Raw genomic sequence first — 23,612 nt, forward strand, 5'->3', positions numbered from 1 at the left:
CGTACCTGCCGTGTCGGTCAGGCACCTTGACGGGTGAGGCAATTACGTTTCATGTGCCACGCCAGAACAGTGAGGAACCATGTCTGCCCGAGGGGCTCGCCACGCGCTTGCATCCGCGACTGTTGTTGCGGCGGCCTGTGTTTGCGGCGAGGCGACGGCACTCGCGGCTCCGGCGGACTGGAGCGGGCGCTACACGGTGGTGACCTTCGCGTCCGACAAGATCGGCACCAGCATCGCGACGCAGCAGCCGGAGCCGGACTTCAGCGCCCAGTACACGTTCACCACGTCGTGCGCCGGTCAGTGCGTGGCCACGGCGTCCGACGGGCCGGTACCGACCAACCCGACCATTCCCCAGCCGACCCGCTACACATGGGACGGTAGGCAGTGGATCTTCAACTACAACTGGCAGTGGGAGTGCTACCGCGGCGACGACGTGCCCCGCGAGTACGCCGCGGCGCGGTCGCTGGTCTTCTACGCGCCGACGCTCGACGGATCGATGTACGGGACATGGCGGACCGAGATCCTGGAAGGCGTGTGCAAGGGCACCGTCGTGATGCCCGTCGCGGCGTACCCGGCATAGGGGTCCGCCCGCCGACTGTCAGCCGAACAGATCTGCGACGAGCGGCGTCGGCGATCCGAACCGGTGCGCGGTTACCGAGACCGCCTGCTCGCGCAGGAAGGTGAGCAGTTCGACGCGGCCGGCCTCGACGACGGGTTGCGCGTACAACGCGATGTCGGCTCGGCCGGCACTGGCCTCCGCGAATGTCTGACGGCTGCCGCCGAGCAACCGCACGCGCTCAGGAGCGTTGCCCCGCAACGCTGTCCGCCATGCACCTGTGTCCTGGATGCAACATGCGACCCCGAACGAGCGCAGATGCTCGACGACCACGGTGTCGAGCGCTTCCGGCGTCGACACCGTGACGTCGGAGCCGGCGAGAACGCCCGCACCGACGACCCTGAGCAGTGCCGCCGTCACGTCGTCCTCGGCGCGCACCGTCACCGGCACCGGCCGGTAGCGCAGCACATTCTTCTCCGCCTCCAGCCCCGTCACGTCGCGGGCGACGCCGAATTCCTCTTCCCAGCACCACGCGTCGGATTCCAGCGACCGTTCCAGAAACTCCATCGCCGCTCCGGCAAGACCGAATCGTGTTGTGCCGTCGAGGAATTTCTGCATCCTTGCGGTGAGCCGACCGGCTCTGGTCGCAGACGTGGTCCGCCAGTCGCTGAGGCCGATCAGATAGTTCGGCCCTCCGGCCTTGGTGCCCGCCCCCACCACGGACTTCTTCCATCCGCCGAACGGCTGACGCCGCACCACGGCGCCGACCGTCGACCGGTTCACGTAGACGTTGCCGGCTTCGACACGGTCCATCCAGCGCTCGATCTCCTGGCGGTCGAGGGAGTGCAATCCGGCCGTCAGTCCGTAGTCGACCTGGTTCTGGATCGCGATGCCCTCGTCGAGGTCGTCAGCTCCGACGAGCCCGAGCACCGGCCCGAAATACTCGGTGAGGTGGAATTCGGATCCGCGCCGCACCCCGGTCTTCACGCCGGGCGACCACAGCCGTCCGGTGCCGTCCAGCCTGCGGGGTTCGACGAGCCACTGCTCCCCCGGCGCCAGGGTGGTCAGTGCGCGCAGCAGTTTGCCCTGCGCCGCTTCGATGATCGGGCCCATCTGCACGGTCGGGTCCGATGGATAGCCGACCTTCAGCGACGTCACCGCGTCGACGAGCTGGTCGCGAAACCGCGCCGACCGTGCCACCGACCCGACCAGAATGCCCAGCGACGCCGCAGAGCATTTCTGGCCGGCGTGGCCGAACGCCGACGACACGAGGTCTTTCACGGCGAGGTCGATGTCGGCGTGGGGCGTGATCACGATGGCGTTCTTGCCGCTGGTCTCGGCGAGCAGCGGCAGATCGGGCCGGAACGTGCGAAACAGGGCGGCGGTGTCGAACGCGCCGGTGAGGATCAGCCTGCCGACCCGCGGGTCGGAGATCAGCTGGACACCGAGATCGCCCTCGTCGAGGTGCACCAATTGCAGTGCCTCGCGCGGGATTCCGGCATCCCACAGCGCCTGGACCAGCACGGAGCCGGACCGTCGAGCCTGGGTGGCGGGCTTGATGATCACCGCGCTGCCTGCGGCGAGCGCGGCCAGTGTCGAGCCCGCAGGGATGGCGACGGGGAAGTTCCACGGCGGGGTGACGACGGTGAGACCCGCCGCGACCGCCGTCGCACCGTCGACCTCATCGAGCTCCTCGGCAAGGCAGGCATAGTAATTGGCGAAGTCGATGGCTTCGGAGACCTCGGGGTCGCCCTGGTCGAGGGTCTTGCCGGTCTCGGCAGCCATCACCTCGAGCAGTTCGGGACGGGCCGCTTCCAGACTGCGGGCCGCGCGGCGCAGGACGGCGGCACGCTCGGCCCCCGAGTGGGCCGACCAGCTCGAACCCGCGGAAACACCGGTGGCGATAGCACTTTCGAGGGCGTCGGCGGTTGTCATGGTGTGCTCGTCGACCAGCGCGACACCTGCGGTCGACTCGGCGATGCGTTCGGTGATCGTCCGCCCCCACGCCCTGTTATCGGGTAGGGAGGGGTCGGTGTCGGCGACGTTCGAGAAGGGTTGCCGCGCTGAGAGTTCCGGGTCGTCGGTGCGCCGGTCCTGGCAGCGGTTCCGCTGCGGAACCCCGCCGTCGTCGGACACTGCATCGAGCGACGCCAGCGAGGCGACGAACCGGTCCCGTTCCCGGCGATACAGCGTGTCATCGCTGTGCAATTCGAAAACGGCGGACATGAAGTTCTCCTGGCTGGCGCCCTCTTCGAGCCTGCGCACGAGGTAGGCGATCGCGACGTCGAAGTCCTTCGGATGCACGACCGGTACGTACAGGAGGAGTCCGCCCACGGTCCGACGGACGGCCTCGGCCTGCGCCTCGGCCATACCCAGGAGCATCTCGAAATCGACGCGGTCGCGAACGCCGCGGTGTCCTGCCAGTGTCCACGCGTACGCGACGTCGAAGAGGTTGTGGCCGGCGACGCCGATCCGCACGTTGTCGGTACGGTCGCGCCGGAGCGCGTAATCGAGCACCCGCTTGTAGTTGGTGTCGGTGTCCTGTTTGGTCGACCAGGTGGCCGGCGGCCAGCCGTGCAGCGAGGCCTCGACCCGCTCCATGGGCAGGTTGGCGCCTTTGACCAGACGAACTTTGATGCCCGCGCCGCCTCGCTGTCGGCGGGCGCGGGCCCAGTCCTGCAGGCGGACCATCGCGCCCAGCGCATCGGGCAGGTAGGCCTGCAGCACGATGCCGGCCTCCAGGTCGAGCAGCTCGGGTCGGTCCAGCAGCCGGGTGAACACCGCGATGGTCATCTCCAGATCGCGGTATTCCTCCATGTCGAGGTTGACGAACTTGGCCGCGGAGTTCGCGGAGGACTTCGCCGCCTGGGTGAACAGCGGTAGCAGACTCTGCTCGACGTGGTCGACCGCTTCGTCGAAGGCCCACGCCGAGTGTGGCGGCACGGTGGCGGAGACCTTGATCGACACGTAGTCGACGTCGGGGCGCGCGAGCAACCGCTCGGTGCCCGTCAGGCGCCGCGCTGCTTCGCGCCGGCCGAGAACCGCCTCGCCCAGCAGATTGATGTTCAGCGAGACGCCGCGTTCGCGGATGCGCGCGATGGATCGGCCGAGCCGCGCATCGGTGGCATCCACGAGCAGGTGGCCCACCATCTCGCGCAGTGCCCGCGCGGCAATCGGGATGACGATGCCGGGTGCGACCATCGACAGTGCCGCGCCGAGCCGGATCAACAGGCGAAGGTGCCGCGGCAGGAATCGTGGTGTCTTGCGGGCGAGTTCGCGCAGGTTGGCGGCGGCCACGCGGTTGTCGTCCGGACGGATCACCCGGTCGACGAACCCGACGGTGAAGTCCAGCCCCGCAGGGTCTCGCAAGACGTCGGCCAGGCGGCGGGCGGCCGGGGCGACAGGTTGTCCGGCGGCCTCGTCGAGCCACTGTCTGACCAGGGTTTCCACCTCGGTCACCAGCCGCTCGTCGATACCCATACGCGTCATGTACTCATCATCAGCCCGCGCGAACCTTAGAATAAGCGATGATTTCTGACGTCGAACAGTAAGTAGAAGTGATGAAAAGGCGCCCGGACCTCCTCGACATCCGCCGCCTTCGGCTGCTGCACGAACTGAGCCTGCGCGGCACGCTCGCCGAGGTCGCCGAAGCGCTGCACCAGAGCCCGTCGTCGGTGTCCCAGGGGCTGACCCAGCTCGAACACGAGGTCGGCGTCCCGCTGCTGGAGAAGGTCGGTCGCCGGGTGCGGCTCACCCCGGCGGCCGAGGTGCTCGTCGAGCACACCGCGGCCATCCTGGAGCGGCTCGAGGTGGCGGCGTCGGATGTCGCCGCCCGGCGCTCCGAGGCGACGGGCACCGTCCGACTCGCCGTCTTCCAGTCCGCGGCCTCTGCCTTCATGCCGCAGATGCTGACCGAGCTCGCGGCGCATCACCCGCGCCTGCGCGTCACGATGTCTCAGCGCGAGCCCGAGCAGGCGCTCTACGAGACCTGGATGCGCGAGTTCGATCTCGTGATCGCCGAGGAGTATCCGGGCCACGCCGCACGCTCGTTCCCCGACCTGGACCGCCAGCCCCTCACGACGGATCTTCTTCGCCTTGCGGTTCCGCCCAGTGGCGAGCCCTGGGATCGCATCACCTCGGTCGAGCAAACGGCGGGTCTGCCGTGGGCCATGGAGCCGGCCGGCACAGCGTCACGGCATTGGGCCGAACAACTCTGCCGGCGAGCCGGATTCGAGCCCGACGTGCGGTTCGTGACCGACGACCTCGAAGCGCAGATCGCACTGATCGAGAGCGGGAACGCCGTGGCGATCCTCCCGGATCTGATGCGGGTACGCCGACGACCGGCGCTGCGCGTCATCGACGTCGACCCACGACGCCGCGCGGTGTTCACCGCGACGAGGGCTGCGCTGCGCCGGACACCGGCGATCCGGGCGTGCCGCGAGGCGCTCGCGGCCGTCGTACCGAAAGACCTTGCCGTGCCCTGAATTCGCCGATCGGGCGCGTGCGGCGACGGTCAGCGGCGCTCAGCGCGCCGGGTTCGCCAATCGCCGCACCGCGGCGGAGATGCGTTCGTCCGTCGCCGTCAATGCCACCCTCACATGCGACGCGCCGCGCGCCCCGTAGAACTCCCCCGGCGCGACCAGGATGCCCCGCTGGGCAAGCCACGCGGCCGTGTCACGGCACGGCTCGCCGCGCGTCGCCCACAGATAGAGCCCGGCCTCGGAGTCATCGACGGTGAAGCCCGCCGACCGCAGCGCGGGGAGCAGCAGGTCCCGGCGTCGCTGATACCGCGCACGCTGCTCGCGCTCGTGATCGTCGTCGGCTAGCGCAGCCACCATCGCGGCCTGGATCGGTGTCGGCATCATCATTCCGGCGTGTTTGCGGATCGCCAGCAGCTCGGCGACCACCGCCGCGTCGCCGGCGACGAAGCCCGCCCGGTAACCGGCCAGAGACGACGTCTTCGACAGTGAGTGCAGTGCCAGCAGACCGGTGTGGTCGCCGTCGCAGACGTCAGGATGCAGGACCGAGAGCGGCGTCGCGTCCCAGCCGAGACCGAGATAGCACTCGTCGGAGGCGACCAAGACGCCTCGTTCACGCGCCCAGCCGACGACTTTGCGCAGGTGCTCGACGCCGAGCACCTTGCCCGTCGGGTTGCTCGGCGAGTTCAGATAGAGCAGTGCGGGGGCGGATGAGCCGCTTGCGCGAAGACCAGACAACACCGACGGGCCCAGCTGAGTCAGCGAATCGGCGCGCACCACCGCGGTGCCGGCCAGCAGCGCCCCCACCTCGTAGGTCGGATAGGCCAGCTCGGGAACGACGACGGTATCGCCAGCGCCGAGGCCCAGCAGCGTCGGCAGCCACGCGATGAGCTCCTTGGTGCCGATGGCAGGCAGCACGGCGGCCGGATCGAGACCGGTGATGCCGTAGCGCCGGTGCAACGCGGATACTGCCGCTTCCCGCAACGCGGGGGTGCCGTGTGTCGTCGGATAACCGGGTGCCGAGCTCGCGGCGGCGAGCGCCTCGCGAATGACCGGGGCTACGTCGTCCACAGGAGTGCCGACCGAAAGGTCGACGATGCCGTCCTCGTGAGCACGCGCGGCCGCGGTCACGTCGGCGAGGGTGTCCCACGGGAAGACCGGCAGGGTCGCCGACTTCGATTCCCGTCGCCAGCCGGTCAGCTCAGGCGTGCTCAGCCCTCACCCTGGGGCGGCATGTCCTTGACGGCCTGCGGATCGTTGTCGGTCTGGCCGACCTTCGACGCGCCGCCCGGCGAACCCAGTTCCGCGAAGAAGTCCGCGTTGTTCTGGGTGTATCCGCTCCACTGGTCGGGGACATCGTCCTCGTAGTAGATGGCTTCCACGGGGCACACCGGCTCGCAGGCGCCACAGTCGACGCACTCGTCCGGATGGATGTACAACATGCGAGCGCCCTCGTAGATGCAGTCGACGGGGCACTCCTCGATGCACGCCTTGTCTTTGACGTCGACGCAGGGCTCGGCAATGACGTACGTCACGAACTACTCCTCAAGTTCTCTCGAACTACCTGTCCAGTGGGCTGCTGACTAGGCAGGACTCGCTGATCCCGCAACCAATCCCAGCAAGTATCCCTGCCGTTAGTTGGACGCGTGTCTCAGTGTGCCCTAACTTCCGCGCAAACCCGGTTAAGGGTTGCGCGTGGTTACAGATACTAAACGTCTCACTTACCGCTCGCCTAGTACCCACGCCGCTGAGGTCCATGCGCCCGCGCACGCCGCTCGCGTGCCCGACCGACGCCGACCCCGCGGCAAACCCGGCCACGATCCCCGCACCGCGAGCGCGCGGGTCTGCACGGCGACACGCCGCCGCGGTTGGCATTTCGCGCACGTTCGCAGCCCGCGACTACGACCTCAGCACGACTACGACCTCAGCGACGGCAGCGGCGTATACGTCAGCCGACTGACGGTCATCCGTGGCACGTGATCGCGGGGTCCCGGCCGGTCTGGGAAGTCGAACACCCCGAGGAAAAGGAACATCGGGTAGCCGGGGGCCTGGTCACTCGTGCGGGTGACCACGCCGTCGATGGAGAATTCGACCGAATCCGGGCGCCATTCCACCGAATAGGTGTGCGGTTGCCCGATGTCGAGGTCCCGCGTCTCGGCCGAGAAATCCTCACGCAGAGCGGGGTCCCTGAACCGGTGGATCCCCTGCCCCACGGCAGCCCGGCCGTCGGCCACCGTGTCACCGAAGACCTCCATCACACAGATCTCGCCGCACCGGTCCGGCTCGTCCTCCAGCCCGACCATCCACGCCGAGAACATCGACCGCGAGCTGAGGTGAGCCGTGCACGTCACGGAGATGGTGCCGTAGTGCGGGACGAAGCCGAGCACGGTCGGTTGCTCCTCGCGGACGACGAGGCCGTCGCGGAACGGCTGCGGAGCGTCGGTCGATCCGAGCGGACCGGAACGGTTCGCGCTCTGGATCACCGAGACACGCAGCGGGCCGTCGTGCAGGTCCGGACACCACAATCCCTGAGACACCGGGATCGAGAGGTTGAGACCATCGGGACCGACGTCGAACGTCGCCGCCGCGGCATCCCGCGAACTCCACGCCGGCAGGTAGGAGGTGGTCCAGATGCCGGGGTCGATTGCGGAGAATCGCTCGTCGAAGCTGCTGGCTTCCATAGCGGGAGATTAGCCGGGGAATGAATTCGGACTACGGTCCGTTTCACGCGGTGAAGCCGCCGGACCCGCCGGCCGACCGTCGAGGAAAGAAGAAGTCCAATGACCACCGCCACCACGCAGCTGCCCGCCGGAACCTGGGCGATCGATCCCGTGCACTCGTCCGTCAACTTTTCGGTGCGCCACCTCGTCGTCAGCAAGGTCCGCGGCGGCTTCGACGACTTCAGCGGCTCGATCACCGTCGCCGAGGACGGAACCCCGTCGGTGACCGCCGAGATCGTCGTCGGCTCGGTCAACACCCGCAACGATCAGCGCGACGCCCATCTGAAGGCCGCGGATTTCTTCGACGCCCAGAATTTCCCGACCGCGACGTTCGTGTCGACCGCGGTGCGCCCCGATGGTGACAACTACGTCCTCGACGGTGACTTCACGCTCAAGGGTGTGACCCGTCCGATCTCTCTGGCCCTGGAGTTCAACGGCGTCAACCCCGGCATGGGACACGGCGAGGTCGCCGGGTTCGAGGCCTCGGTTGTGTTGAACCGCAAAGACTTCGGCATCGACTTCGACGCGCCGCTGGAGACCGGCGGCGCCGTCGTCGGCGACAAGGTGACGATCACTCTCGAGATCGAGGCCCTCAAGCAGGCATGACGACACGGTGGGGCCGCTGCGGTCGACACCGCAGCGGCTTCACCGCGTGATCGTGTGGGTGATCTCGCCGATTCCGTCGATCGTCAGCGTCAGGTCATCGCCGGGGCGCAGCCAGCTCCCCGTCTCCATGCCGCTGCCGCCGGGCAGCGTCCCGGTCGCGAAAAGCTCACCGGGATAAAGTGTCTCGTCGCGGGAGGCGTGGGCGAGCATGTCGCCGAGCTGCCATTGCGGACCCGCGCTGGAGACCGTGCTGACGGTGCGGCCGTTGATCACCACCGATCCGGTCAGACCGCCGATCTTCGGCAGGACCTCGTCAGCGGTGACGGCGACGGCAGACATCGACGAGGCGAAGTGTTTGGCCTTCTGCGGCCCCAGCCCGGTGACCATCTCGGCGCGCTGGACGTCGCGAGCGCTCAGGTCGTTGACGACGACGAAGGCGCCGATCGCGTCGAGCGCTTCCTGCGGTGCGGCATTCCGTAGTGGAGCCCTGAGGACGAAGCCGATCTCGAGCTCGTAGTCCAGCGCTTCGGAGTACGCGGGAAATGCGACCGGCGTGCCACTGGGCACGAAGCTCAGATGATTCGACATGTAGTAGATCGGCTGCCGGTAGAACAGCGGCTTCGGCTTGAACGGCGGGAACGGCTTCCTCGTGAGCTTCTCGAAGACGGACGCGACGGGCGCAGCGGCGGGCATGAACCGGGACACCAGTCCGCGCGCGGCGTCCACGGCGTGCTTCTCGTAGAGCATGAAGTCGCGGAACGACGCGGGCTGAAACGGCAGCACAGTGCCCGAGACCTCGTGATGGCGTTCGGCATTGGCCAGCTCCCAGTCGGGTGCGAACACCGCCCCGCCCAGCGCTGACGAGTCCGGTGCTGAGTCCCACGAGCCGTCAGCGTTGAGGACTTGCAGTTCCAGTCGTCCGTCGGCGAGCACGCGTCGCAGCTTCATGAGTCCGTCCTACCAGTCGTCCGTCGCGCTGCGCGCACTCAGCGGGCGCGACCGTGCGCGAAACGCCGCGGCACACGGCGCGTCGACGTGCAAACACGCGCGCTCGCGGGGCGACGAACGTTACGCGGCCAGTGGGGTGTAGTCCGTCGACCGCTGACGCGCCGGGCGGCCGATCCCTTCGGCGATGGCGACGAGTTCGGCGACGGTCTTGGCGGAACCGTTCTCGGAGCCGGCCATGCGGGAGATCGTCTCCTCCATCAGCGTGCCGCCCAGGTCGTTGGCACCGCCGTTGAGCATGACCTGGGTGCGTTCGACGCCGAGCTTGACCCAGCTGGTCTGGATCGACGGGATGCGGCCGTGCAACATGATCCGCGCCAACGCGTGCACGGCGCGGTTGTCGCGGTGCGTGGGCCCGGGCCTCGCCCCGCCCGCGAGGTAGAGCGGACTGGACTGGTGCACGAACGGCAGCGGCACGAACTCGGTGAAACCACCGGTCTGGTCCTGAATTCCCTTGAGCACGTTGAGATGTCCGACCCAGTGCTTGGGAGTGTCGACGTGGCCGTACATCATCGTCGACGACGAGCGCAGCCCGACCTGATGGGCGGTGGTGACGACCTCGATCCACATCGAGGTCGGCAGCTTGCCTTTGGTCAGCACCCAGCGCACCTCGTCGTCGAGGATCTCGGCGGCGGTGCCGGGAATCGAACCGAGGCCGGCTTCCCGCAGCTCGGTGAGCCAATCGCGGATCGAGGTTCCGCTGCGGGTGACGCCGTTGGCGATCTCCATCGGGCTGAACGCATGCACATGCATCGACGGCACCCGCGCCTTGACCGCGCGTACGAGGTCGGCGTAGCCGGTGACGGGCAGTTCGGGGTCGATACCGCCCTGCATGCACACCTCGGTGGCGCCGGCGACGTGGGCTTCCCACGCGCGGTCGGCGACCTCGGACGTCGACAGCGAGTAGGCATCGGCATCGCCCTTGCGTTGCGCGAACGCGCAGAACCGGCAGCCGGTGTAGCAGATGTTCGTGAAGTTGATGTTGCGGTTCACAACGAACGTGACGTCCTCGCCCACCACCTCGCGGCGCAGCGAATCAGCCAGAGCCGCAACGGCATCCAACGCCGGGCCCTCGGCGGTGGCCAACGCCAGATACTCGGCATCCGAGCATCCGGCGGGGTCCTTCTCCGCCGAGCGCAGCGCGGCCAGCACGTCGGTGTCGAGACGTTCGGGGGCGCGGGCGGCGAGCTCCTCGACCTTGGCCCGGATCGATTCCCAGTCCCCGAACGCCGATCCGAGATCGCTGCGGGTTTCGGTCAACCGGCCCTCGGAATCGATCGCGCTGTGCAGATCGACCCGGCCCAGGGACTCGGTGGCCTCGTCGGGCTCCTGCCAGGGCCGCCCGACCGGGTTGACGTCCACCGCGTACCCGGTGTCGGGGTCGGCCAGCGCGCTCACGTGCCCCATCACGCGGGGATCGATCCAGGCCGCCCCGGCCTGCACATACTGCGGCTGGGCGGTCAGCCGCTGCACCAACTCGTAGCCGGCCTCGGCGGTGACGGCGGCGAGTTCATCGAGGGCGGGCCAGGGCCGCTCGGGGTTCACGTGGTCGGGGGTCAGCGGCGATACCCCGCCCCAATCGTCGACTCCGGCGCCGACGAGTGCCAGGCACTCTTCGCGGGAAACCAGGTTGGGCGGCGCCTGGATGCGCATCTTGGGCCCGAGCACCAGGCGCGTCACCGCGATCGTCGCGAGGAAATCGTCCAACCCGGCATCGGGGGCACCGGCCATCGCGGTGTGGGTCTTGGCGCGGAAGTTCTGCACGATCACTTCCTGCACATGCCCGAACTCCTTGTGCGAGCGGCGGATCGCGTGCACCGTCTCGGCGCGCTCGGTCAGGGTTTCGCCGATACCGACCAGCAGGCCGGTGGTGAACGGGATCGAGAGCCGGCCCGCGTCGTCGAGGGTGCGCAGCCGCACCGCCGGATCCTTGTCCGGTGACCCGTAGTGCGCCTCGCCCTTGGTTTCGAACAGCCGCCTGGACGTGGTTTCCAGCATCATGCCCATCGACGGGGCCACCGGCTTGAGCCGGGAGAGCTCCGACCACGACATGACGCCCGGGTTCAGATGCGGCAGCAGACCGGTCTCTTCGAGCACCCGGATGGCCATCGCACGCACGTAGTCCAGCGTGGAGTCGTAGCCGCGCTCGTCGAGCCACTGCCGGGCTTCGTCCCAGCGCGCCTCGGGCCGGTCCCCGAGGGTGAACAACGCTTCCTTGCAACCCATTTCGGCCCCGCGACGCGCGACCTCGAGGATCTCGTCGGGCTCCATGAACATGCCGCGACCTTCGGCCCGAAGCCGGCCGGGGACCGTGACGAAGGTGCAGTAGTGGCACGTGTCGCGGCACAGGTGGGTGACCGGGATGAACACCTTGCGCGAATACGAGACCGGCAGCCGGCCACCCGGCCCGCGGCGTCCCGCGGCCTCCAGGCCCGCATCGCGCACCCGCACGGCGGACGCGCACAGATCGGCGAGGTCTTCGCCGCGGGCGGTCATCGCGATCGCGGCCTCGTCCACGTTCAGGGCCACCCCGTCCCGCGCTCGCCGGAGCACCCGCCGCAGAGCGGCAGGGCTGGGCGCGTCGGACTTCGGTGGGACTACCGGGCTGGGCAGATCGGCGCCGCGCTGGTTGTTCAGAGCCACTTCCCTGTAACCCCGGCGTCGTGTCGGATCATCCGCGCGTCTCACGATGTGAAACCGGATGTGCCTGCCGTGCGCATGACATGGACATCACAGTAGTCACCGGACGCTTCGTGAGGCGCCCGCCCCACCCGACGGCGGATGGGTCACGATCCATGCCGCGGGCAGCGCCCCGAACGCGACGAGCAGCACCGGGCCGAACTCCATGACACCGCTGCCACCGAGCACGATGTCCTCACCGGGATTGACCACCGTGAACATCACGACCGTCGCCAACCACGCCCATAGCGGAAGCGCAGCAAGACGGGGTACCGAAGTCCATTGGAATGCGGCCCACACCAGCGCCGCGTTGAGGGCGCCGCTGAGCAGCGCGCTGATCGGGAACGGGACGGGGCCGATTCGCAGGGGGAGGAAGAAGACGGCCATCAGAGCCGAAAGAACACCGTCGACGGCGAGCAGCGTCAAAAGAACGACACGGAGCCGGTTGTGGGCCGGCGTGACGGGCGCCGTCAGGTCGGGATGCTGTCGAGCAGCGAGACGAGCGAGCCGACGACCCACTGGTAGTTGTCGAGACGGTCCTGCCAGTGCTGCAGGTTGGGATCCAGATCCGGGTCCATGTCCTATCCCTCCGTACGCGTCGGTTGCCGGGAGCCTACCCGTTCGGATGCCGTCAACCCAGGGTCAATCCCGAAAGCAGGTCGCTTTCCCAGCCGCGGTCGTCACGCTCGCCCGCGTCTCCAGCAACCAGAACGTAGTACTCGGTCGAGTCGACCGGCAGCGCAAGGTTGTTCGACAGCGCGAAGCTTCGGCCGTCGGGAGCGACCGTCACCTGGGTGGCATGGGCGCGCAGCGCCTCCACTCGGGCGGCCGAATGTGGCGCCAGGTCCAGCGCCGCGTCGATCGCGTCGTCGGCGAAACCGAACTGAGGCAGGTCGTCGGCGGACACCCTGATCCACCCGTCGGGCACGTCGCCCATGTCGCTCAGACCGGCGGCCAGAGCCGTCGCCGACGTCACCGTCCAATAAAGCTTGGGCGCCCGCCACGATGCCTGCTCGACGGCGGCCATCGTCACCCGGTGCGTGTGGATGTGGTCGGGGTGGCCGTATCCGCCGTTCGGGTCATAGGTGACGACGACGTGCGGGCGCAGCTCGTCGATCGCCGCCGCGAGGACGCGTGTCTGTTCGGCGAAGTCTCCGTCGACGAACCGTTCCTGCGCGCGGGCGGGTGTGCCCGCCATGCCGGAGTCGCGCCAGCGGCCCGCCCCGCCCAGGTAGCGGGGACGGTCGACCCCCAGGGCGGCCAGCGCGGCGGTCAGCTCCGCGACGCGGTAACCACCGAGCTGGTCGGCGTGGTCGACCGCGAGTTGCGCCCACTCGTCGCCGATGACCTCGCTCTCCTCACCGAGCGTGCAGGTGATGACCTGCACCTGCGCCCCGCGCGCGACGTAGTGCGCGATCGTGGCGCCCGTCGTGATCGTCTCGTCGTCGGGGTGGGCGTGGACGAAAAGCAGCCGGGGCGTCTCCATCCGACCAGCTTGCCCGCTCGTTGCCCGCCGCAGACGCCCGCCCTGGCATACATTCCCCTCGTGCCTCCCGTGCACCGCCGCGCCGTCCACTTCGGGTGCGCGCTCGTCATCATCGGCGTGCTCGCGGGGATTGCCGGCGCGGCCACCACGCTGCTGCTGCACGGCTTCGAGCACCTCACCTACCACTACACGTTCGGCTCGCTGCTCGACGGCATCGAAGGCAGCAACCCCGTCCGCCGAGCGGTGGGCCCGATGCTGGGCGGCGCGTTGGCCGGCTTCGGCTGGTGGGTTCTGCGCAGGCGCTGCAGGCAGCCCTCGCTGTCGGCGACGCTCGCCGGCGAGCAACCGGTTCCGCGGCTGGTGATGTCCGCCGACGCGGGCCTTCAGGTGCTTCTGGTCGGGTCCGGGGCCTCGCTGGGCCGCGAGGGCGCACCACGCCAACTGGCCGCGGCATGGGGCGATCTCGGTGTCTCCCGGCTCGCACTGACCGAGGCGGACCGCACGATGCTGCTCGCCTGCGCCGCCGGCGCGGGCCTCGGCGCCGTCTACAGCGTTCCCCTGGGCGGTGCGGTGTTCGCCGCGCGCATCCTGCTCGGCACATGGCATCCGCGGGCACTGGGCGCTGCGCTGATCACGTCGAGCATCGCGGTCGCCGTCGCGGCACCCGTGACCCATCTGGAGCACCCGCTGTCGTGGCCGGAGGCCGATCTGTCGTATCTGCTGGGCTTTCTGGCGCTGGCGCTGGCGCCCCTCGCGGTGGCCGTGGGGTTCACGTTCGACCGGGTGATGAATGCGCTGCCGCAGCTGAAACTCGGCTCCTGGCTGGTGATTCCGGGCATCGCCGCCGCGGGTTTGTTGACCGGGGTCTGTTCGATCTGGCTGCCCGAATTACCGGGCAACGGCCGCAGCATCCTCGACGTCAGCATGAACAGCGAGCTGACGCTGACCTCGGCGGCGCTGATCCTGATTCTCAAGCCGCTGCTCACCACGCTGTTCCTGCGGGCGGGTGCGGTGGGCGGCCTGCTCACCCCGGCGCTGGCCACCGGCGCGGCCGCCGGGGCACTGGTGACGGTGGCGGTGAACCATTGGGCGGGAACGGAATTGCATGTGTCCGCGGTGTCGCTGAGCTGCGCGGCGGGCGTGCTGGCGATCACGCAACGCTCCCCGCTGTTCGCGGCACTGTTCGTGTGGGAGCTCGCCCGTCCCCCGCTGTGGCTGCTGGCCGTGTTCGCGGTCGGCGCGTACGCGTCGTACGGGATCGGCGTCCTTCGCCGACGACGCAGGTCTACTGCGGAAGCTTGACCCACGTGCCGGCGTCGCCGACGATGCCGACCGGCACCGCGCCGGTCAGGCTGACGTGCGCAACGCTGGGCCCCGCCGCGACGATCGTGGTGTCCTGCAGGATCGGCAGCACCGTCGACATCTCCCACAACCGTGGCTCGACCTCGTCGATCACGTCGGCGATGTCGGCGGTCCCGTGCAGCGCCGCGTCGATCCTGGGCTGGATGCTGCGATCGCAGATGCCGGTGATGTTGCTGGGCGCCTGCACCAGCTGCCCCGCCTCCGGCGCCGGCGAAGGCGGCGTCTGCGTTGACGTGGTGCGCGGAGGCGGTGACGGCTCCGTCGTCTCGGGTGGTTCCGGCGCGTCCGGGGTGGGCGACGGCGCCCCCGCCGTGGTCGGGATCGCGGTGGCCTGCAGGGCAGGGCATCCGTACCGCGACGCCAGCGACGTCGCGAGGTCGCCGCCTGCGGGGTGCCAGCCGATCACCGCGTCGACGGTGTTGTCGACGAGCGCCTCCCCGTACAGGGTCACGGGGTCCAGCGCCGACACCGAAGCCGCGATGCCCACGTTGCGCAGCTGGTCGGCTGCGGTGTTGGCGACGGCCACCGACGTCGGGTCGTTGGCGGCGACCCCCAGCACCAGTGTCAGCGGCTGACCGTCTTTGACGAGCCTGCCGCGGTTGTTCTCCGGCGGTGCGGGTGCGGGCGGGTCCGGCGCCTCGACCGGCTCGACCTGGTAGCCGGCCTCCCCCAACAGCGCCATCGCCTCCTCACGCGTCATCGCGGGCGGCGCCGTCGGCACGTAGCCGGGATCCGAGGGCGACCGCACCTGGGCCTGCGCCAGCGTGACCGTGTTGTCGTCGCCGGCGCCGACCGCGGCGAGCAGGTCGACGTCGAGCAGCCCCAAGACCGCCTTGCGCACTCGGGTCTCGCTCAACGCGGGCTGCTGGGCGCGCAGCGTCAGCTGCATGACGCGGGGGGTCACGATGCGCGCGGTCCGCACGTCGGGAATCGCGGACAGCTGCGCGAAGGCGGTCGAGCCGCCGTGCACCTGGGCGACCTGGGTGTCGCCGTTGCGGATCGAGTCGGCCAGCGCGGCGGATGTGCCCGCGCGGCGGAACAGGATCAAATCGGGGGTGGCCGGCTCGCCCCAGTAGCGATCGTTGCGCGCCAGCAGGATTTCGTCGCGCTGCGGGTCGATGGTGTCTACCCGGAACTGCCCGCCCGTCACCGGCAGCGCTTGCGCCAGTCCGGCCGCGAAACCGCCGGGGACGTCCTTGACGATGTGTGCGGGCAGGATGTCGTTGAACAGTTCGCGCCACGCCGGGTACGGCCTGGAGAACGTGACGACGGCCGTTTTGCCGCCCTCGATGGATTGCACACCGGTGATCAGGTCGTAGCCGGCCGGGTCGACCGCACCGGGCTGGCTGACCATCTGCCGCCACAGGTACCAGAAGTCGTCGGCCGCGATCGGGGCGTTGTCCGTCCACTGCGCTTCCGGACGGATCTTGTAGGTCACCGTGAACGGGTCCTGGCTGGTGACCTCGGCCGACTCGAGCAGCGAGGTGTCCATCTCCCATGACGAGCCCGTAGGTGTCCGGGTATCAGGCACAGGACGGAACGCACTCGGCAGGACCAGTGAGCTGATCGCCGCGTTGACCGGCGACTGGTCGGACAGAAGATGCGAGTTGAAACCGGGCCCGATCGAATCGATCGCCATGATGATCTGCGTCGCCTTCATCGGCGGCGGCGGAGTCGATTCGGTGGTGTCCGTGCTCTGCGGCGCGGGCGGGGGGCTGACCGTGCAGCCGCCGGTGAACAACACACTCGACACGACCGCGCAGGTCAAGAGTCGGCGGGCGGTCGGCACGTCCTCAGCGTATAGACCGCGCGTCCGCGCGCCGGCTACGACTGCGCCTGCTGCTTGGCGCGTGCCTTCGCCCGCATCCGCAGCGAGGCCGTCAGCTCCACCTTGCGGACGCGCACGATCTCCGGCGTGACCTCAACGCATTCGTCCTCGGCGCAGAACTCCATCGCCTTCTCCAGATCGAGCTCCAGCGGGCGGGCCAGCGTCTCGATGACATCAGCGGTCGAGCTGCGCATGTTGGTCAGCTTCTTCTCGCGGGTGATGTTGATGTCGAGGTCTTCTGCGCGCGGGTTGATGCCGACGACCTGGCCCTCGTAGGTCTCCTGGCCGGGTTCGACGAAGAACTGGCCGCGGTCGGCGAGCTGGATCATCGCGAACGGCGTGATCTGACCGCTGCGGTCGGACACGAGCGACCCGGTGTGGCGGGCGCGGATCTCTCCCGCCCAGGGCCGGTAGCCGTCGAACACGGCGTTGGCGATGCCGGTTCCGCGGGTCAGCGTCAAGAAGTCCGTGCGGAACCCGATCAGGCCGCGGCTGGGCACGATGAAGTCCATCCGCACCCATCCGGCGGCGTGGTTGGTCATCTGCTCCATCCGGCCCTTACGGGCAGCCATCAGCTGGGTGATGGCGCCGAGGTGTTCCTCCGGGCTGTCGATGGTCAGCGCCTCGAACGGCTCGTGCAGCTTGCCGTCGATGGTCTGGGTGACGACCTGCGGCTTGCCGACGGTCAGCTCGAAGCCCTCGCGGCGCATCTGCTCGACGAGGATGGCCAGCGCGAGCTCGCCGCGACCCTGGACCTCCCACGCGTCGGGCCGGCCGATGTCGACGACCTTGATCGACACGTTGCCGACGAGCTCGGAGTCCAAACGGTTCTTGACCATTCGCGCGGTGAGCTTGTGGCCTGAGACCTTGCCCGCCAGCGGCGAGGTGTTGGTGCCGATGGTCACCGAGATGGCGGGCTCGTCGACGGTGATGCGCGGCAGCGCGTGCGCGTGTTCGGGGTCGGCGAGGGTGTCGCCGATCATGATCTCGGGGATACCGGCGATCGCGACGATGTCGCCGGCCTCGGCGATGTCGGTGGGGGTGCGCTCGACGCCGACGGTGCGCAGCAGCTCGGTGACCTTGGCGCTGGTGATGACGGGATGGCCGTCGACGTCGCGCATCCAGGCGACTTGCTGACCCTTTTTGATGCGGCCCTTGTAGATGCGGATCAGCGCCAGGCGGCCGAGGAAGGCCGATGCGTCGAGGTTGGTGACGAGCGCCTGCAGCGGCGCCTCCGGATCGCCCTGCGGCGGCGGGATGTGCTCGAGCAGCACATCGAACAGCGGATCGAGGTTCTCACCGTCGGGGTTCTCGCCGTTGGCGGGCGCGGTGGTGCTGGCGATGCCTGCACGGCCCGATGCGTAGAGGGTGGGCAGGTCGAGCGCCTTCTCCGCGGCGGCCTGCGCCTCCTCGTCGAGATCGGAGGCCACATCGAGCAGCAGGTCGTGGCTCTCCTCGACGACCTCGGCGATGCGCGCGTCGGGCCGGTCGGTCTTGTTCACGACCAGGATGACCGGCAAATGCGCGGCCAGCGCCTTGCGCAGCACGAAGCGGGTCTGCGGCAGCGGCCCCTCGGAGGCATCGACGAGCAGCACGACACCGTCGACCATAGACAGCCCGCGCTCCACCTCACCGCCGAAATCGGCGTGGCCCGGGGTGTCGATGACGTTGATGACCGTCATGCCGCCGTCGGCATGGTGGCGGTGGACGGCCGTGTTCTTGGCGAGGATGGTGATTCCTTTTTCCTTTTCCAGGTCACCGGAATCCATCAGCCGTTCGATCGCATCGTCGCCGCGGTGGCTCAACGCACCCGATTGGCGCAGCATCGCGTCGACCAGGGTCGTTTTGCCGTGGTCGACGTGAGCAACAATGGCGACGTTGCGAAAATCGGGGCGTGCAGTCACGCCGGTGATTGTCGCAGTGCACTGCACCGATCGCGAAAACGAGAGATTCCCGTCACTTGAAAATCGAGAAGCTTGTCGGCGCCAAACCGAAGAAAAAGTGTTGCCGCAGCAAGCCCCGCTGCAAGCGCTGCCCCCTCGTCCTGCACAAGGTCCACAAGGCCGAACTCCTGGGAATCAGGGGCAAAGAGCTCGAAAAGGTCTACAAGCGAGCCCGGAAGGCCTGACGCCGGTTCGGGTCCGGGCGTACCGTGGACAGCACCCGTCGGGCGTTTTCTGGAGGTGCCTTCATGACGGTTTACTCGGTACTCACCATCGTTTTGATCACGATGCTCGCCACGCTCGCGACGCTGGCGATCTTCCTGGGTCTGGCCAACTGGATCGGCGCGTTCTACGTGGTGCGGTGCGGCGAGTGTCGTCACCTGACGTTCAGCTCTGCCAACCGCAGCCAGGCCTCGTGCCCACAGTGCCGGCATCCGGTGCTCACGCATCCGATCCACGCGATATCCCACCCGGGCACTCGCCGGGATGTGCGGGTCGTCAGCGACCACCTGCGCTACTAGTCACACCTGAAAGTTCACGATCGCGCCGAAGGCGAGCGCGATCGACAGCGGCGCCGCGATGCAGGAGATCAGCATGCCGCGTCCGATCTGTGCTGCCGCGCGAATCCTGGTCAGGCCGAAGGCGATCGCCGCGTTGACGGCGACGAGCGGCAGCACGATGAACGGTACGAATATCCACATCGGCATCAGGAACCAGGTGATCAGTTCGAGTACCAGCATGTTGACCGCGCACGCCACGAAAGAGGCTGGGCCGAAACGATTCTGCTCAGAAGAAGGTGATGGCAACGCCGGCACCTCCGATGAGGACCGTCGCGGCCGACGCGAAGACCGCGAGGCCGATGCCGCGTTGCTTCGGATCCGGCCGGGTCAGCAGCACACCGCCGACCACGGCCGACACGAGCACCGCGACGGCGGTCCCCAGAAGCAGGACCAACTGCCGGTCCGCGTCGTCCTCCGTTCCATGGATCGTGCCCAGAAGCCATGCGGCCACGCCGGTTACGGCGATCACCACCTGAACGGCGAACGGCGCGGACCACGTCGCGGCCTTCCACATTCGTTCGTCTGTCGTCATAGTCTTCCTCCTCAGGGATAGGACAGCAGCACCATCACGCGGCCGTCGGCCGGCGGTTCCGGGAAGTCGTCGAGATCGAAGCCGTAGTACTTGACTTGATCCTCGGTGATGCCGTCGATGACCTTGCCCTGGGCGCGCACCGTGCGGTCCCGCACGTCTTTCATGACGCCGACGAAGTCGGGCACCGACAGCGACTCGGCCAACAGCAGCACCTCACCGCCGGTCGGAATGTCCACCAGCACACCGGCTCCCGCGAAGTTGTTGCCACCGCGTCCGGTGCCGTTGGGGGCCCAGTAGACGGGTTCGCCCGCCAAGCGTCCCTCGACCCGCCGATATTCGCCGGCGGCGGAGTCGTCCCCGGCAGCGACCACGGGCAGCGCGTCGATCGTCCGCTTCTCCTGCCAGAACATCCAACCCAGCGGGATCGCGACGGTCGCGTAGATCATCACGATCAACATCAGCACCGGTTTCCACGCGATCTCCCACCCGAGCTTGCGCTGCGACATCCCCGCCGCGGCCGTCTGAGCATCGAGCGCGCTGCGCCCGAAACGGAAGAGATACCAGGCCGACAGCCGCGCCACCGCCATGCACGCCAGCACGATGAGGCCGACGAATCCGGCCACCCGGAAGTAGAAGGTGCTGTCGCCGTTGTTCTCGGTCGCGAGCACCATGACCGCCGGGATCGGCGCAGTCAGCAGCAGGAGCAGCGTGTACGACGGATGGCTCGTCAGGTAGACGTAGTGCGCGGTCCAGGAACGGTTGCCCGCGACGACGGTGAAGTCACCGACGTCGGCCGAGACCGTCGGGGTCCACGAGCCCTGCACCATCCGCGGGCGAACCAGCCCACGAAAGAAGAAGAAGCCGGCCACCAGCGCAACCGCGAGCGCACCCCAGAAGACCCCCGGCATCGACTCGCCGGTGCCGGGCACGCCGAATGCCCCGCGGATGTCGATCGCCTTGGCGAGGAAGAACGTCAGTGGAAGCGCGAAGAACAGTTCGACCAGCCACATCTGGAGCAGTTGCGGGATGCGCGACCCGATGCGGTCGAAGGCGAGCACCCCCCGCCAGATGAACCGCAGCACGCGCATGAGTCGGGACAATAGTGCGCGACCGACGCCGGGCCGGCCGGTTGCGTAACCCCGTGGCGAAAAGGAGGCCGCGAAATCGCCGCAGCGTTACGTGAATTCGCCCGCGCCGAGCGCGTGCGCCAGATCCGGCAGCCATGCTTTGTCGGCGGGCACCCACGGCAGGTCGTCGAGTTCGTCGGCGCGGACCCACCGCAGGGCCCGATGGTCGTGGGCGGTCAGTTCGCCGCCGGTGCGGGTGACGACGTAGGCACGCAAGCGCATCGACGCGCTCAGCACGATGTCCTCTCCCATCCGATCACCGACCGTCACCAACACGCCGAGCTCCTCGTGCAACTCGCGGGCGAGCGCAGATTGTTCGCTTTCCCCCGGCGCAACCTTTCCGCCGGGCAACTCCCACAACCCGGCCAGCTCGGAGGGACGGTTGCGTTGTGCGACCAGCAGCGCCCCGTCCTCGATCAGCGCCCCCGCCACCACGATCAGGTTTGGCATCGGCGCAGACGGTATACCTTCGAGGACATGGCTGTGTTAACGGATGAACAAGTAGACGCCGCACTGCCCGAACTGAACGGCTGGGAGCGTGCCGACGGCGCGTTGCGGCGGTCGGTCGAGTTCCCCGCGTTCCTCGACGGGATCGACGCCGTCCGGCGCGTCGGTGAGCACGCCGAAAGCAAGGACCATCACCCCGATATCGATATCCGCTGGCGGACAGTGACTTTCGCGTTGGTTACGCACTCCGAGGGCGGCATCACCGACAAGGATCTGCAGATGGCTCGGGACATCGACGGGATCCTCGGATAGCGATCCAGCCCAGCGTCGCCAACGTCGCGAGAATGTAGATCAGACCGGCCCACGCGAGGTACCAGGGCCGAGGGATCACCCAGATCGTCGGCTGCGCGAAACTGAGCAACCAGGGCACTCCGACCACGGTGAGCGTCAGCCATCCCCAGCCCAGCACTCGCGCACCCAACTGCGCGCGCAGCGGGCCGTGCAGCAGCCAGATCATCAACGGGATGAGCCACACCCAGTGGTGTGTCCAGGAAATCGGGGACAGCAGCAATCCGAACAGCTGGACGACGACGATGCCGCCGAGTTTGTCGGTCGCCCCGCCGATCGCGCGCCACGCCAGAAGCGCCAGCAATGCCGTCACGGCCACACCGATCAGCACGACGGGCCCGTAGCCGGCGTCGTGACCCAGGATCCGCGAGATGCCGCCCCGCCAGGACTGGTTGAACGACGTGCCGACCGGGCCGACGCGGTCGGCGTCGCCGAGCAGTTCGGTGAAGTAGTACCGGGTCTGGCCGCTGACCAGGAGCGCGGACACGCCTATCGTCAGAAAGAACACGACCGCGGAGAACAGCACCGCGGCCCACCGCCTGGCGCCGACGAAATACAGGCCGGCCACCGCGGGGGTGAGTTTCACGCCGGCGGCGAGCCCGACCAGCAGACCCGACAGCCACCACTTCGACGTGTGAACCGCGTACAGGATCGCGAGCACCAGCAGCACGTTGACCTGCCCGTAGTCGAAAGTGCTGCGCAGCGGCTCGGTCCAGATGCCGACCGCCGTCCACAGCATCGCGACACGCCGGTCTCCCCCACCGAGGAGGCGTTGACTGAGCCGCACCACGCCGTAGAGCGCAGCCATGATGCCGACCTGCCACGCGAACGCGACGAGCCCGAACGGCAGCAGGTGCAGCGGGAAGAAGACCACGGCCGCGAACGGCGGATAGGTGAACGGGAGCGGGAAGTCCGGAGTCTGGTCGCCGTAGACGTACTCATAGAGGGTGCCGGGGCCGTCCAGTTCGGCGGCGCCCCCTACGTAAACGTGCAGGTCGACGAAGTTCGCGCCGTTGGGCACCAGATAGGTCCAGGCGAGCCGGGCGGCGATGCTGAGGATCAGAAGCGCGGGCGCGAGCCGTGCCAGACGGGCTCCGAGCGTCGGCGCCTCAGATTCGGTGGTGTCTATCCGACCGACTCTAGCGAGCGGTCACCATCCGCCTTCAAGGCCGTAACGGTTGCATAAATGCCACAAGTGTCACTTGAGTAACTCTAGTAACAGGCTAGCTTCGGGTGCAGGCATGACATCGATGTCATTCACGGCCGACCAAGGATTGGGAGATCTCTGATGCACCGCACCCCGAAATTGTTCGCAACAACGATGATCGCCGCAGCTGGGGCGGTCTCGGCGGCGGTGGCGTTCAGCGCCTCGGCCACCGCGCAGCCCGCACCCGCGCCGGCCCCGGCGCCCGAGATCCCGGGCCTGCCGTTCCTCCAGCAGCTGGCCGCCAACCCGGCCGCCGCCACGCAGCTGATGCAGGGCTTCACGAACCTGATGGGCAACGCGCCCGCCGCGACCGCGACCACCACCCCGGCGACGCCGGTGACGGGCCCGGGAGCGACGGCGTCGATCAATCTGCCCCAGCCGGCAGCCGTGCTGCCGGGCGCAACTGCAGTGCCGGCGACCACCGCGCTGCCCGGCGCGACCGCGCTGCCCGGCGGCAACATCACGACGGTGCCCGTCGCGAACACCACGACGACTGCGCCGGCCGCCGCACCGGTGTCGCCGCTGGCCGGCCTGACCGATCAGCTCGGACTCGCGGGGCTGATGCCCGAAGGCAACCTGCTGGCCGGCCTGCTGCCCACCGGCGCTACGGCACCGGCGGCAACCGCGCCGGCCGCCGCACCTGCGGCCGCTCCTGCGATTCCGCCGATGTTCACCCCGCTCGCGGCTCTGCCGTGACCCGCTGAACTCATCCAGGCCACCTGAAATCC

The 23,612-nt window shown here is 68.5% G+C and carries 22 protein-coding genes; 7 read left to right on the top strand and 15 right to left on the bottom strand.

What is annotated here, in order from left to right; genetic code table 11:
• The first annotated feature begins 79 nt into the window (after positions 1-79).
• On the top strand, positions 80-580 hold the full coding sequence (locus ACAG24_RS19650; RefSeq protein ID WP_370474959.1) for an Rv2253 family sensor-like surface protein: 501 nt from the start codon (positions 80-82) through the stop codon (positions 578-580).
• An 18-nt stretch (positions 581-598) separates the two neighbouring features.
• Here ACAG24_RS19650 and ACAG24_RS19655 read toward each other — a convergent pair whose 3' ends face one another.
• Positions 599-4,045: a bifunctional proline dehydrogenase/L-glutamate gamma-semialdehyde dehydrogenase gene (locus ACAG24_RS19655; RefSeq protein ID WP_370474960.1), complete on the bottom strand. Its 3,447-nt coding sequence runs from the start codon at positions 4,043-4,045 to the stop codon at positions 599-601.
• Between the two features lie 71 nt (positions 4,046-4,116).
• On the opposite strand from ACAG24_RS19655, the gene ACAG24_RS19660 reads away from it, so the two are divergent.
• Entirely contained in the window at positions 4,117-5,040 is a 924-nt protein-coding gene (locus tag ACAG24_RS19660) for a LysR substrate-binding domain-containing protein (protein WP_370474961.1), read from the top strand.
• A 39-nt stretch (positions 5,041-5,079) separates the two neighbouring features.
• Here ACAG24_RS19660 and dapC read toward each other — a convergent pair whose 3' ends face one another.
• From dapC to ACAG24_RS19675, 3 genes are all read right to left on the bottom strand, one after another.
• On the bottom strand, positions 5,080-6,234 hold the full coding sequence (gene dapC / locus ACAG24_RS19665) for a succinyldiaminopimelate transaminase (RefSeq protein WP_370474996.1): 1,155 nt from the start codon (positions 6,232-6,234) through the stop codon (positions 5,080-5,082).
• An 11-nt stretch (positions 6,235-6,245) separates the two neighbouring features.
• Positions 6,246-6,569, bottom strand: a complete 324-nt coding sequence (gene fdxA, locus ACAG24_RS19670; RefSeq protein ID WP_370474962.1) for a ferredoxin — start codon at positions 6,567-6,569, stop codon at positions 6,246-6,248.
• A gap of 381 nt (positions 6,570-6,950) precedes the next feature.
• Entirely contained in the window at positions 6,951-7,715 is a 765-nt protein-coding gene (locus ACAG24_RS19675) for a glycoside hydrolase family 16 protein (RefSeq protein ID WP_370474963.1), read from the bottom strand.
• 99 nt (positions 7,716-7,814) lie between these two features.
• Here ACAG24_RS19675 and ACAG24_RS19680 point away from each other — a divergent pair, with 99 nt between their 5' ends.
• On the top strand, positions 7,815-8,360 hold the full coding sequence (locus tag ACAG24_RS19680; protein ID WP_370474964.1) for a YceI family protein: 546 nt from the start codon (positions 7,815-7,817) through the stop codon (positions 8,358-8,360).
• 39 nt (positions 8,361-8,399) lie between these two features.
• On the opposite strand, the gene ACAG24_RS19685 is transcribed toward ACAG24_RS19680, so the two are convergent.
• The 4 genes from ACAG24_RS19685 to mshB form a co-directional block, all read right to left on the bottom strand.
• A complete protein-coding gene (locus ACAG24_RS19685) occupies positions 8,400-9,308 on the bottom strand; it encodes a fumarylacetoacetate hydrolase family protein (RefSeq protein WP_370474965.1) in 909 nt (302 codons plus the stop codon).
• Between the two features lie 120 nt (positions 9,309-9,428).
• Positions 9,429-12,008, bottom strand: coding sequence for a bifunctional FO biosynthesis protein CofGH (locus tag ACAG24_RS19690; protein ID WP_370474966.1), 2,580 nt, complete (start codon positions 12,006-12,008; stop codon positions 9,429-9,431).
• 96 nt (positions 12,009-12,104) lie between these two features.
• A complete protein-coding gene (locus tag ACAG24_RS19695; RefSeq protein WP_370474967.1) occupies positions 12,105-12,563 on the bottom strand; it encodes a hypothetical protein in 459 nt (152 codons plus the stop codon).
• A gap of 112 nt (positions 12,564-12,675) precedes the next feature.
• Entirely contained in the window at positions 12,676-13,530 is an 855-nt protein-coding gene (gene mshB, locus ACAG24_RS19700; protein ID WP_370474968.1) for an N-acetyl-1-D-myo-inositol-2-amino-2-deoxy-alpha-D-glucopyranoside deacetylase, read from the bottom strand.
• A gap of 69 nt (positions 13,531-13,599) precedes the next feature.
• Here mshB and ACAG24_RS19705 point away from each other — a divergent pair, with 69 nt between their 5' ends.
• Positions 13,600-14,832 carry a chloride channel protein gene (locus ACAG24_RS19705; protein ID WP_370474997.1) on the top strand — a complete coding sequence of 411 codons (1,233 nt, stop codon included), beginning with the start codon at positions 13,600-13,602 and terminating at the stop codon, positions 14,830-14,832.
• Here ACAG24_RS19705 and ACAG24_RS19710 read toward each other — a convergent pair.
• Both ACAG24_RS19710 and typA read right to left on the bottom strand, forming a co-directional pair.
• Entirely contained in the window at positions 14,816-16,681 is a 1,866-nt protein-coding gene (locus tag ACAG24_RS19710) for an ABC transporter family substrate-binding protein (protein ID WP_370474969.1), read from the bottom strand. The two genes, ACAG24_RS19705 and ACAG24_RS19710, sit on opposite strands and share 17 nt — an antisense overlap.
• A gap of 35 nt (positions 16,682-16,716) precedes the next feature.
• Positions 16,717-18,624 (bottom strand): translational GTPase TypA, encoded by a 1,908-nt coding sequence (typA, locus tag ACAG24_RS19715; protein WP_370474970.1) that lies wholly within the window; start codon positions 18,622-18,624, stop codon positions 16,717-16,719.
• A 287-nt stretch (positions 18,625-18,911) separates the two neighbouring features.
• Here typA and ACAG24_RS19720 point away from each other — a divergent pair, with 287 nt between their 5' ends.
• Positions 18,912-19,184 (top strand): hypothetical protein, encoded by a 273-nt coding sequence (locus tag ACAG24_RS19720; protein WP_370474971.1) that lies wholly within the window; start codon positions 18,912-18,914, stop codon positions 19,182-19,184.
• Here ACAG24_RS19720 and ACAG24_RS19725 read toward each other — a convergent pair whose 3' ends face one another.
• From ACAG24_RS19725 to ACAG24_RS19740, 4 genes are all read right to left on the bottom strand, one after another.
• Positions 19,185-19,403: a hypothetical protein gene (locus ACAG24_RS19725; RefSeq protein WP_370474972.1), complete on the bottom strand. Its 219-nt coding sequence runs from the start codon at positions 19,401-19,403 to the stop codon at positions 19,185-19,187.
• Positions 19,404-19,449: 46 nt separating this feature from the next.
• A complete protein-coding gene (locus ACAG24_RS19730) occupies positions 19,450-19,755 on the bottom strand; it encodes a hypothetical protein (protein WP_370474973.1) in 306 nt (101 codons plus the stop codon).
• Between the two features lie 11 nt (positions 19,756-19,766).
• Positions 19,767-20,843, bottom strand: a complete 1,077-nt coding sequence (locus tag ACAG24_RS19735) for a hypothetical protein (protein WP_370474974.1) — start codon at positions 20,841-20,843, stop codon at positions 19,767-19,769.
• A gap of 87 nt (positions 20,844-20,930) precedes the next feature.
• Positions 20,931-21,332, bottom strand: coding sequence for a (deoxy)nucleoside triphosphate pyrophosphohydrolase (locus ACAG24_RS19740; protein ID WP_370474975.1), 402 nt, complete (start codon positions 21,330-21,332; stop codon positions 20,931-20,933).
• 27 nt (positions 21,333-21,359) lie between these two features.
• Between ACAG24_RS19740 and ACAG24_RS19745 the strand changes: the two genes are divergently transcribed.
• The gene (locus ACAG24_RS19745) at positions 21,360-21,641 is read left to right on the top strand and encodes a 4a-hydroxytetrahydrobiopterin dehydratase (RefSeq protein WP_370474976.1); all 282 of its coding nucleotides are present in this window, start codon (positions 21,360-21,362) and stop codon (positions 21,639-21,641) included.
• Here ACAG24_RS19745 and ACAG24_RS19750 read toward each other — a convergent pair.
• Entirely contained in the window at positions 21,589-22,806 is a 1,218-nt protein-coding gene (locus tag ACAG24_RS19750) for a mannosyltransferase (RefSeq protein WP_370474998.1), read from the bottom strand. The two genes, ACAG24_RS19745 and ACAG24_RS19750, sit on opposite strands and share 53 nt — an antisense overlap.
• Before the next feature lie 159 nt (positions 22,807-22,965).
• Here ACAG24_RS19750 and ACAG24_RS19755 point away from each other — a divergent pair, with 159 nt between their 5' ends.
• On the top strand, positions 22,966-23,580 hold the full coding sequence (locus tag ACAG24_RS19755) for a hypothetical protein (RefSeq protein ID WP_370474977.1): 615 nt from the start codon (positions 22,966-22,968) through the stop codon (positions 23,578-23,580).
• Positions 23,581-23,612: the final 32 nt, after the last annotated feature.

Origin of the sequence: Mycobacterium bulgaricum (genome assembly GCF_041287165.2) — a bacterium.
Classification (GTDB): Bacteria; Actinomycetota; Actinomycetes; order Mycobacteriales; family Mycobacteriaceae; genus Mycobacterium; species Mycobacterium bulgaricum.